We start from the raw sequence: 11371 nt of genomic DNA, 5'->3' as shown, positions 1-11371 counted from the left end.
CGCCAGCAAAAAATAATAATGCTATATTGTCAGCGAGTTAGATAATTGTATTGATCAGTGGTAAGCGACTATTTAGGAAGATCATGAATAACAAAAAAATTAAATTAACTGATTTAGCGAAACTAGCAGGCGTGTCTACCTCTACAGTTTCGCGTGCGCTTAATGATAATCCGCTAATTAAGCAAGAAACCCGCGATAAACTTCAGCGCTTAGCTAAAGAGCATAATTTTAGTCTTAATACGGCTGCAAGTCGGTTGCGGACACAAAAAACCAATGTAGTTGCGGTTATAATTAACCTTGACGAACAAACAGAGCAGTCGATTAGCGATCCGTTTTTACTTAAAGTAGTGAGCGAAATTAATCTTGCACTTAATCAGCAAGGGTTAGAGCTTTTACTATCTAATTCAATCATGGCGCAAGACGATTGGGCTAATTATTTTATTAATAGCCGCCGTGCAGACGGTATTATTGTTGTAGGTCAAGGTAAAAACCAAACCAATATAGAAAATGCAGCTAACGCAGGTATTCCGCTGGTGGTATGGGGAGACCCTAAAACACCTAGCAACTACCCCATTGTAGGAAGTGACAATTACTTGGGAGGCTTGCAAGCAACAACGCATTTAATAGAGCACGGAGCTAAAAACATTGTATTTTTAGGCGACCCAGAACATGGTGAAATTAGTGAGCGTCATAGAGGGTACTCTGCCGCATTAGCATCCCATAAATTAGAGCAACATGTTGTATCTATTGATATTACAAGTAGCTCAGCGTATCAATCAATTAACCAATTACTGCGTGAAAAAGGCCTTTATTTTGATGCTATAGTTGCATGTAGTGATATGGTTGCCTTAGGTGCCATGAAAGCCTTAAAAGAGCGTTATGTAAGCATTCCTAATGATGTCGCTCTAGTAGGTTTTGATGATATTGCTATGGCCGACATTAGCCACCCTTCATTATCAACTATCCGACAAAACACACAGTACGCAGCCACGCTATTAGTTCAAAAGTTGATGCAGCAACTAGCTGGTGAAAAAGTTGAATCACAAGTAATTGATATTGAACTGATTACCCGCCAATCAAGTAAAAGATAGTTTATAAATCATGTTGAGTTAATGTTAAATTTAAAATGCAAACGATTGCATTGAGGGCTATTCTAAACTAAACTCAAACCTCACTGATATAAACACACACTGTGTATGCACTCGTTATGGGCATACAATAAAGGTCGTTATAGCGTTTAAATAACGCTGTAAAGCGAGGGCAATTATGAGTAAAACAAAAGTCACACTGGCAATTGCAGCAAGTTACTTTATTTTCGCTATTTTGTTAAATAGCGTGGGCACCGTTATTTTGCAGGCAATAAATACCCTTGGGGTAAGTAAAACAGAAGCTTCAGTGCTTGAGGGGTTTAAAGATTTATCCATTGCGATAATGTCATTTGTAGTGGCTTCGTTTATTCCTCGCCTAGGCTATAAACTGGCTATGCTTGGGGCACTTACTGTTGTTGCCCTTGCTTGTGTAAGTACGGCTTTAATTAGTGACTTTTATGCGTTTAAAATTTTATTTGCCGCCATTGGTTGTGGCTTTGCTGTGGTTAAAGTGTCGGTTTACTCTATTATCGGCCAAGTGACAGATGATGCAAATAGCCACTCTTCATTGTTAAACACCATTGAGGGCATTTTCATGGTTGGTGTGTTAAGTGGCTATTGGATTTTTACTGCTTTTATAGATCCAAACGATTCAACCGCGTGGCTCAACGTTTATTACTTGCTAGCAGCTCTGGCCCTAATCGTTATAGCGAGCGTAATTGCTGCGCCTATAAAGCCCGCCATTATAAGTAAAACTAAACGCTCCTGTTGGTTCGATTTTATCGCCATGCTTAAGCTAACATATCAACCGTTGGTACTCATATTTATAATTAGTGCTTTTTTATACGTATTAATTGAGCAGGGCGTAGGTACTTGGCTACCCACATTCAATAATGAAGTTTTAAAACTTCCTATAGCTATTAGTATTCAGCTGGCCAGTATTTTTGCTGCGGCACTTGCATTTGGGCGCTTAGTAGCAGGGCAAGTACTTAAACACATTCACTGGTTTGTTGTATTGAGCAGTTGTTTAATTGCGATGGCCGGCCTCATACTTATTACCCTACCGCTTACTGAGAATGTTACTGAAAATACAGTAATTAGCTTATTTGATGCACCACTTGCTGCATTTATTTTACCGTTAATTGGTTTTTTCATGGCGCCTATTTATCCGGTACTTAACTCAGTTATGCTCAGCGCTCTTGAAAAACATCGTCATGCCGCTATGACTGGCTTAATTGTAGTTTTTTCAGCACTTGGTGGAACAACAGGCTCAATAATAACTGGTTATGTATTTGAGCACTTTAGTGGCCAGCATGCGTTTTACCTTTCTTTGGTTCCCATTAGTTTGATTTTTATTAGCGTGATTTTTTTCAAAAAACGAACCGACGCTATCTCACAACACGCAACGACAGCTTAACAGTAAGGAAAGTTATGAGTTTTTTTGACAGCCAATTATTTAAAGATGTTCAAATGCAGCATGTATTTAGCGACTGTAAAACATTCGCAGATGCAATTGCGCGTGTTAATTGGCAAAGTGCATGTAAAAGCTATGAACAATTAGCGCCTTTAACTAATACGCAGCTTAGTGAGTTTGTAAACGCACACTTTATTACTTCCCCAGTGCTAGCAATGGGCACTGAGGCTGATACGTCATCGGTTAAACATTATATAGACTCGTTATGGAGTGGCCTTAGAAGAGAGGCGGATACCCCGAAGCAAGATTCATTACTAGCACTAAAGCACAGCTATATTGTGCCTGGCGGGCGCTTTCAAGAGATTTACTATTGGGATAGTTATTTTACAGCATTGGGCTTAATCGATGCAGATAAAGGTGATGTAGTTGAAGATATGCTACTTAACTTTGTCGATTTAATTAACGATTATGGTTGTATTCCAAATGGTAACCGTCGCTATTATTTATCACGCTCGCAGCCACCGGTTTTAGCACTCATGGTCGAGTTATTATGGGAACATACGCATAGCAAATCACTCAATACGCAATGGCTTGCTATGTGTGTTGCAGCACTTGAAAAAGAATATATATTTTGGATGCAAGACGCGCAGTTGCTTTCGAGTGATTTATTGGGCTCAAAGCGGGTAGTAAGAATGCCTTGTGGTGGTGTTTTAAATCGTTATTGGGACGATGTAAGTGAGCCAAGAGCAGAGTCATTGCGTGAAGATTTAGCGCTAGCGGAAGGGTTGGCGAAGGAGAAAAAATCTGATTTTTATCGTAATATTCGCGCTGCATGTGAGTCGGGTTGGGACTTTAGTTCTCGTTGGCTTGGTGAGTCTAATTTACTAAGCTCTATTCAAACAACTGATATTGTTCCTATAGATTTAAACTGCCTTATGTATAACTTAGAGAATCAATTAAGCAAATTCTTTCAATTGCTCGGCAATAGTGAACAAGCAGAGCATTACCAATTACTTGCCAGCAATCGCAAGGCGCTTATTAATGCTTACCTTTGGAATGAACCAACCGGTTTTTTTGTTGATTATAACTGCCGTACAACGGCTCAATCTCCAATACTTAGTGCAGCGGCAACTACTGCTTTATTTGTTAATTTAGCCAGTAATGAGCAAGCAATCAAGGTAGCTACAATATTAGCCAATGAATTTTTAAAAAAGGGTGGTATTGTTACAACTATTACTCAAACGCCTCAGCAGTGGGATAGTCCAAATGGTTGGGCTCCACTCCAATGGCTTGCGGTAAAAGGGCTTAATAACTACGGTATTACTCAATTGAGTACACATATAATGCAAAATTGGGTAAATATGGTTGAGCAAAATTTTGCAGTAAATAAGTGCTTACTCGAAAAATACAATGTGTGCACACCAGCGGTTTTAGCCAGTGGTGGTGAATATCAAGTACAGCAGGGTTTTGGTTGGACTAATGGCGTAACGACTCGATTTTATAAATTACTAAACTACTAATCCGATCTGTTATTTATCTTACAAAAGTAATTGTAAAAACAAAGGTAATGTAGGTTATGTATTGATTTAAAAGGTTTTTATCTGTTTTAGGGTGAGAAGCGGTAGCTTTATTTTAATACCAAAATCTCATTGTAAGTTGTATTTGATTTAGGTAATGTAGTGTAAATGTTTCAAGGACGAAATTTATGCCCCATAAAAATTCAGTATTTGTAAAAACAACGTTTCAATCATCTTTTCATTCACACAACTACACCGCTATTTTAAGAACATTACAAGCTTTGTTTGGTGATATTAAAATGGACGAAGTTATTCCTAAAGCTGAGCAGCGCACAAATTATGATTTGTTTTTAATCGATGGTGCTAAAAGCAAATGGCAAGATCTCATTCCCGCAGACCTTATTTGTTTAGCTAAACACTATAGTGTTGTTATCTTTAATGTTGATAAAGAAGATGTGTGCGAGCAAAACTTATTGCTTAACCATTTTAATGGTGTTTTTTATAAATCTGATGCGCCAGAAGATATTTTTAAAGGGTTAGTTCGTGTTGATACTGGCGAGCTTTGGTTTACGCGTAAAGTAATTTCAAAAGCTTTTAACGACATTTTAGCCGTGGCATCGTCATTTAATAACCTACATGACGACATTGAATTAAAGCAAGACGACTACGATCATTTAACAAAGCGAGAAAAGTCCGTTATTCATTTAATTGCACAAGGTGCGAGTAACAATACAATTGCTGATAAGCTCAATATTAGCGACCACACTGTAAAAACACATTTGTACAGTGCGTTTAAAAAAACTAACTCACGTAACAGGGTAGAGCTTGCGAATTGGGCTCAGCGTTACGTTTCTGTTTTATTACCAATGGCTAAATAAGAGTAAAGCCACCAAGACGTTATTTAAGTTATTTAAGTAAAAACCTTATCCTCTAGATTTTTTATAAGAGTTGGGTTAGCGAAGTACTTTCAACTCACTAACCACACAACCTATAAAGGCTACAATATGTAGCCTTTAGTTAATTAAGGAAATTAGTTTACGCCGATTTTTTAGCCCATAAGCCTTTATCAATACCTTTTGTTATGAGATCTGTGAGTGCTTTTTCTATTGCTTGGGTAACACAAATACTCATAGGTTCATTATCGCTAAAGCCTGCTTCTGCTTCTGCTAGTCGTTTGTAGCTTACGTATCTAAAAAAGCCTGCACGCATTTCTTGGCTAAGTACTTTTTTGCTGGTGGCTACACTCAGTAGTACTTGTCCAGTACGAACATCAACAGCGCGTAAGTATATTGAAATAGCATCTTCACGGTAAAGCTCTGATGCGCCTATACCAAAGTATTCCATACCCAAACCACCTGTTTTTACATTAGTGTCGTAGCTTATGATACCGCCCTCTAAAATGATTTTAGCGGTTGTTAGTGGAGGTAAATCAGCTTGGTTAGGATTATCGGCTTGGCCTGCACGAATAATTTTTCGCTCAGTTAAAATGTTTTGTAAACCTTCACGCTCTACCGGCGTAAACCAATCAGATTCATGTAATGCTTGTATGAGTATTGAGTTAGCACCTTGAGTAACGGCAGTCGAAAATGAGCTAACGTTAGTTTGTGGCTTATATTGACCTGTTTGATCTCTAAATGAGTACACTGATACAGGAATACTCCCGACCGGTTTAGGTAAGTTTTTCAGATCTGCGAATAATTCGGTTGGTTCTAAACTAACTGCTTTTTGTTGCGATGGTGGGATTAAATTCCCTAGGCTCGCACAACCGCTCAATCCTATTAGTATTATTGTTATTAGTAGTTTATACATTATCCAAACCTCGGTACTTCAATGATCACCACGGTGTCATCAATTATATTTGTTATTCTTACTGTAATAGAATCAGTTGTGCTGGTTATTACTTCAATTTGATAATCGCCACTCATAAATATGGAGTCTTGATTGAAAAGGCTATCTTCTATGTCCTCACCAAATGCCATATCGGTAATTTCTCTTACCATACGATTTAAATAGGTGCGCTCTAGAGTTTCTTGAAATTGTTCAGCGTAACCTTTTTCTATTACCGGTGCTTTATGCTTGTTTTGAGCTTGGGCTTTACTCAACAGCATATTTGCATTGAGTGGGTTACCACCAAAGCTTGGGTTAATTGGGGTGTAAATTATTTCAGTTGCTGCTGCTGAAAAGCTTAATGTTGTTATTATTATAAGGGCTATATTTTTCATTTTACCATCCATCTTTAGCCATATCGGGTGTTGACACTGCCATGTTTTCGCGAGCCATTGCATCTATCACTGTATAAACAGCCTGCTCCACACGCTCATTTAAAGGCTCTAGTCGTCTACCTAAGTAAGTTGCGTAAACAAGTTGGTTATTCATTATTAACGACAGCTTTGTGCCTGCTTTTGGAATGACCGTTTCTTTAATTTCAATGTTAAAACCTGCAGTTGAAGGGAGATCTCGCCAGTAATTAGAAAACTCAAAATAGAACTGATGACCAAAGCGGCTAATACTCCTATCAAGTAGTAGGCCGTCAATCTCCAACTCTTCAGCGGCATAAGATGCGGGCATTAATAACAGAGAAAGCGAAAGTAATAATACTTGGTAATGGTTTTTATTATTATGCATAACTAAATGGGGAGAGTTGCTCTCCCCAACCTCAATAATTACATTTGAGTAATAGAAGTCACGTTACCGTCACCAATTTGGGTCACTGAAACAGTGCTGTTGAAACCAATTACGGCGCCTTCAACAATGTTATCGTTACCCATTTGAGTTACACTAAACGAAACGTTTTCACCACCTACTAAAAATGCAGGTTGATCCATTCCAACTACCCAGTTACCTTCGCCAGTTTGTGAAATATCAATGCTGTGGCCATTACCTTCAACCATCATATCAACTACGTTCATTTCACCTGTTTGAGCTAGGTCAATTTGGTTCATGTTGCTATCTAGAATACCAGCAAGTGTAACCATGGCTTCATTTTGAGAACCATTTTGCATAATATCGATATCGTTGTCGTTTGATGTTAAAGATATATCAGGGTATGAAGACTCAACAACAGCAGTGTTTTCTTGGCCAGACTGGATAACGTTAACGTCATTTTCAGACCCATTAAAGTTAACAACGTGCGCTGAATTTGATTCACCTACTTGGTTAATCATAAATTCGTTATCTGTACCTAAAACGCCCATGTAAGCATCATTTAATAAGCCAACTTGTGTAGCCGTTAATTCATTATCGTCACCAATAATATCAACAGTTGTTGAGTTGCTTAAATCAACCTGAGTTACTGTAACTTCGTTGTTTTGACCTTCGAATAAGTTTGATTCGATAGTATTTAAAGAACCTTCTTGGTCTAAATCAATTTCGTTTTCATCGCCTAATACAGCTACAAATGTTACTGCGTTAGTATTGCCTTCTTGTTCAATTGAAAGCTCATTTGCATCGCCTAAAATATCAGTGAAGGTAACAGTATTACGATCGCCGTCTTGTTCAATATCAAGCTCGTTATCGTTGCCTTGTAAAGAACTCACCTTAAAAGTATTCCAGTAACCGTTTTGCTCAAGACTCAGGCTATTCTGATCGCCCATTACAGAGGTTAATTCAGCTTCATGCCACTCACCTGTTTGTAATGAACTGATTTCGTTGCCATTACCTTTCATATCTAAGTTGTAAAACCAATGACCACCAGTGCCTTGCTCTACATCAACGATATTGTCGTCACCAACAATCATGTTGACAGCTTCATTGTTTACAAAGAAGCCTTGGCCACTTTGCAAAACATTTAGGTAATTATTATTACCAGTAACTTCGGTAATTACACCGTTGGCAACGCCATCTTGGGCATATACTTGCTCGTTGTTGTCACCAATTGTTGTTACGCCAACATAATTACCTGATTGTAATTGAGTAACTTCTGTTGTGTTCTCGTTTCCAGTAGTCGAAACCTCAATAGTATTACTATCTCCCTCTTGCATTAAAATCGCGGTGTTATTATTTTGCGATTGCGCCAATGTCATTGAATTAGCGGTGCTAAGTATAGATATTTTTGTACTAAGTTCTGAGTTTGATGCTGATTTGTTGTCGGTATCTGCATATGAGGCAAAGCTGGTACCCATTGCTATTGCAACAGCACAACTTAAAAGTGATTTATTCAACTTCATTATTTTCTCCTTGAAATATTAAAATCAAATACCCTAAATGTTATAGGTTTTAATAAGGTATTTGTTGTTTCAGCATGCCGTGCCGATATATTTTTTGTGATCCGCTTGCGTAACTTTAGAAATAGGTGAAGCGTAATATGTGACTATAAATAATTAAGTTTTAATTTGTCATAAATATTGAACTAACAAAGTTTAAGCTCAAATTCATAATCACCCATTAACTGTATTCCCCTATTTCATTTTCTTAAATCATCATTTTTTACCAAATAATTAACCTTTTATTATCATTGGATTATGTGTGTAACTGGTGGATTTTAATATAATAGTAAGAAAAAGCAGTAAAAAAGTTTGACCCTATAATGGGTAAGGTTGTAATGAGGCAGTTCATTAAAATGACTGTGTTTAGTGTTTTTTTTATAGCCAAACTGGTCAAAATTTATGATTTTTAATTCTTTTTAACTTTTTAACTTGTCAAATATCGTATTTACTAGTTTGCTTATAACTTGCCACGTGATCCCTTGTACTTGAAATAGTGAACAAACCCGCTTAGTGCTTCTAAGCTAACCCAACTATGGATAGAACAATGAAAACAAAATTATCTATTATTACGCTTGCTTTACTACCTTGTTTGGCTTCGGCTAAATTACCTGATGCAGGAGCTCTTCCACAAGCAGCTGCAAGTAGTGACTCTGTTATTGTTAAATATAAAAAAAATGCAACACCTCAAATGCGTAAACAAGCACGAAGCTTGGTTAAAGCAAAAATTACAGATTTAAATAATGATGAAGTTGATGATAACTTCACATCATTATTCTCAGGTCGCCTTGCTAAATTTAAAGTATCTGGCATGAGTACTAAAGAAGCTATTGAGCGTTTAAAGTCTCATCAAGCAATTGAATATGTTGAGCCAGATTACCGCGTTAGTATTGCTGCCAATACACCTAACGATCCACGTTTTGATGAACTTTGGGGCCTAAATAATGAAGGGCAAACAGGCGGCATTGCCGATGCAGATATTGATGCCCCAGAAGCATGGGAAATCTCAATTGGTAGTCGCGATGTTGTAGTTGGTGTTATTGATACTGGTGTTGACTACAGTCACCCTGATTTAGCTGACAATGCGTGGGTTAACACTGGTGAAATTGCAGGCGATGGTATTGATAATGACGGCAATGGTTACATAGACGACATTCACGGTATTAATGCAATTACGGATGCTGGCGACCCAATGGATGACCAAGGTCACGGTACCCACGTATCAGGCACTATTGGTGCAAGCGGTAATAATTCTACAGGTGTTGTGGGTGTAAACCATGAAGTTTCTATTGTTGGTTGTAAGTTTTTAGATGCCGCTGGTAATGGTTCAACATCAGATGCAATAAAATGTATCGACTATATGGTTAATCTTAAAAACTCAGGTGTAAACTTACGTGTTTTAAACAATAGCTGGGGCGGTGGCGGTTATAGCCAAGCGTTAGCGGATGCTATGACTGTTAGTGAGCAAGCTGACATATTATTTGTTGCTGCTGCTGGTAATGACGAAGTTGATAATGATGCAAACCCTCACTATCCATCAAGTTATGAACACGAGAGTGTATTAGCAATTGCCAGTACTGATAGCAATGATAACTTATCAGACTTTTCACAATGGGGCGCGACAAGTGTTGACATGGGAGCACCAGGCTCTGGTATTTTGTCAACAGTTCCGGGTAATGGCTATGCAAATTACTCAGGTACTTCAATGGCAACACCTCATGTTGCCGGTGTTGCTGCTCTTGTGTTGTCAGTAAACCCTGATTTAACAACATCAGAGCTTAAAGCGTTACTAATGAGTAGCGGTGACGCTAATGCTGCACTTCAAGGTAAAACGCTTGCGGGCACGCGCCTAAACGCAAATCAGGCGTTATTAGATGCCGATCCAACGCCAAGCTTTAAAATGTCTGTGACGCCAGCGTCACAACAAATAACAGTTGGTGAGTCTGCAACTTATACGTTTGAAATTGGTTCTATTGCTCAGTGGGATGGTGAAGTAACGCTTGAACTAGAATCTAGCCTTACTGGTGCATATTTATCAGAGCTAACTGCAAGCCCTGGCGAAACAGTACAGCTTAGTGTTGAGACCAATGGAAATACGCCATGGGGTAATTATGAGTTTACTGTTACAGCAACATCAGATGATATCGTTAAAGAAAAAACAGTAAGCTTAATGCTTCAACCTGCTGGTTTAAATGACTACACCTATACTAGCGAAGAAAATGTGGCGATTCCTGATAATGATCCACAAGGTACTAATTCGGTAATTACAATTTCAGATGATTTAACTGTTTTTGGTACTTCTGTTGATGTAAATATTACGCATACTTGGTCTGGCGATATAGTCCTTACGCTAATTTCACCACAAGGCTCTGAGGTAACTTTACAGAGTAATGAAGGTGGCAGCGAAGATGATATTGTTAAAACATTTACATCAAGCGTATTTAACAGTGAAGTAGCAACAGGCGACTGGACGTTAAATGCTGTGGATACAGCGGGTGCAGACACAGGTAATATTAATGGCTGGTCACTTACGCTTAGCGCTATAGGCGAAGTAAGTGCACAACCGCCACGTGCAGGCTTTACTGTTGATACGCAAGGTTTAACAGCTTCGTTTGTAGATACAAGCAATGATGCCAATAACGACATTACACAGTGGAGCTGGAGCTTTGGCGATGGCGCTACATCAACAGATTCAAGCCCTATGCATGCATATGCGCAATCGGGTAGTTACGATGTAGAACTAACTGTTACTGACAGTGAAGGTAATACAGATACATTTACCCAAACCGTTGTTGTAAGTGACGTGACCCTTGAACTGAACTTAAAACGCGCTAACAAAACACGCCTAGGTACGATGCGTGTAGAACTTAGCTGGGAAGAAGTGGGTGCAGAGTCATTAAGCGTTTACCGTAATGGTGAGTTAGTTGATACCACTGCAGATAACGGACGCTACCGTGATTACGTGCGTGGAGCTACATTACCATCGTACGATTACCAATTATGTGTAACAGAAAATGTGTGTTCGAATATCATCACCGTTTCTTTTGAATAAATTTCACTACTCCTAAAGTAATTTAAGCCCAGCATTGCTGGGCTTTTTTATGTTTTACGATGGTATAATAAGCAATTAGAATTTATTTTGAATGGAGT

The 11371-nt window shown here is 38.4% G+C and carries 9 protein-coding genes; 5 read left to right on the top strand and 4 right to left on the bottom strand.

Annotation, left to right across the window (positions count from 1 at the left end):
* The first annotated feature begins 83 nt into the window (after positions 1 to 83).
* The 4 genes from L659_RS0122250 to L659_RS0122235 all read left to right on the top strand — a co-directional run bounded on the left by L659_RS0122250 (position 84) and on the right by L659_RS0122235 (position 4897).
* The gene (locus L659_RS0122250) at positions 84 to 1091 is read left to right on the top strand and encodes a LacI family DNA-binding transcriptional regulator (protein ID WP_007378432.1); all 1008 of its coding nucleotides are present in this window, start codon (positions 84 to 86) and stop codon (positions 1089 to 1091) included.
* Between the two features lie 175 nt (positions 1092 to 1266).
* The gene (locus tag L659_RS0122245; RefSeq protein WP_024591993.1) at positions 1267 to 2505 is read left to right on the top strand and encodes an MFS transporter; all 1239 of its coding nucleotides are present in this window, start codon (positions 1267 to 1269) and stop codon (positions 2503 to 2505) included.
* 14 nt (positions 2506 to 2519) lie between these two features.
* Positions 2520 to 4022 carry a trehalase family glycosidase gene (locus tag L659_RS0122240; protein WP_024591992.1) on the top strand — a complete coding sequence of 501 codons (1503 nt, stop codon included), beginning with the start codon at positions 2520 to 2522 and terminating at the stop codon, positions 4020 to 4022.
* A 185-nt stretch (positions 4023 to 4207) separates the two neighbouring features.
* Positions 4208 to 4897, top strand: coding sequence for a response regulator transcription factor (locus L659_RS0122235; protein WP_024591991.1), 690 nt, complete (start codon positions 4208 to 4210; stop codon positions 4895 to 4897).
* Positions 4898 to 5054: 157 nt separating this feature from the next.
* Here the strand turns inward: L659_RS0122235 and L659_RS0122230 are convergent, their stop codons facing one another.
* From L659_RS0122230 to L659_RS0122215, 4 genes are read right to left on the bottom strand one after another with little or no spacing between them, the layout of a single operon-like run.
* Positions 5055 to 5828, bottom strand: a complete 774-nt coding sequence (locus L659_RS0122230) for a CsgG/HfaB family protein (protein WP_007584410.1) — start codon at positions 5826 to 5828, stop codon at positions 5055 to 5057.
* On the bottom strand, positions 5828 to 6253 hold the full coding sequence (locus tag L659_RS0122225; protein WP_024591990.1) for a curli assembly protein CsgF: 426 nt from the start codon (positions 6251 to 6253) through the stop codon (positions 5828 to 5830). The genes L659_RS0122230 and L659_RS0122225 overlap by 1 nt, the downstream gene beginning before the upstream one ends.
* The gene (locus L659_RS0122220) at positions 6243 to 6644 is read right to left on the bottom strand and encodes a curli production assembly/transport protein CsgE (protein ID WP_024591989.1); all 402 of its coding nucleotides are present in this window, start codon (positions 6642 to 6644) and stop codon (positions 6243 to 6245) included. The genes L659_RS0122225 and L659_RS0122220 overlap by 11 nt, the downstream gene beginning before the upstream one ends.
* Before the next feature lie 38 nt (positions 6645 to 6682).
* Positions 6683 to 8185 carry a curlin gene (locus L659_RS0122215; RefSeq protein WP_024591988.1) on the bottom strand — a complete coding sequence of 501 codons (1503 nt, stop codon included), beginning with the start codon at positions 8183 to 8185 and terminating at the stop codon, positions 6683 to 6685.
* Between the two features lie 583 nt (positions 8186 to 8768).
* Between L659_RS0122215 and L659_RS0122210 the strand changes: the two genes are divergently transcribed.
* On the top strand, positions 8769 to 11273 hold the full coding sequence (locus L659_RS0122210) for a S8 family serine peptidase (protein ID WP_024591987.1): 2505 nt from the start codon (positions 8769 to 8771) through the stop codon (positions 11271 to 11273).
* Positions 11274 to 11371 lie beyond the last annotated feature (98 nt).

The organism is Pseudoalteromonas sp. S8-8 (assembly GCF_000497875.1).
GTDB lineage: Bacteria > Pseudomonadota > Gammaproteobacteria > Enterobacterales > Alteromonadaceae > Pseudoalteromonas > Pseudoalteromonas arctica.
The sequence above is the reverse complement of the archived record's forward strand: the minus strand, read 5'-3'. Positions and strand labels throughout refer to the sequence as shown.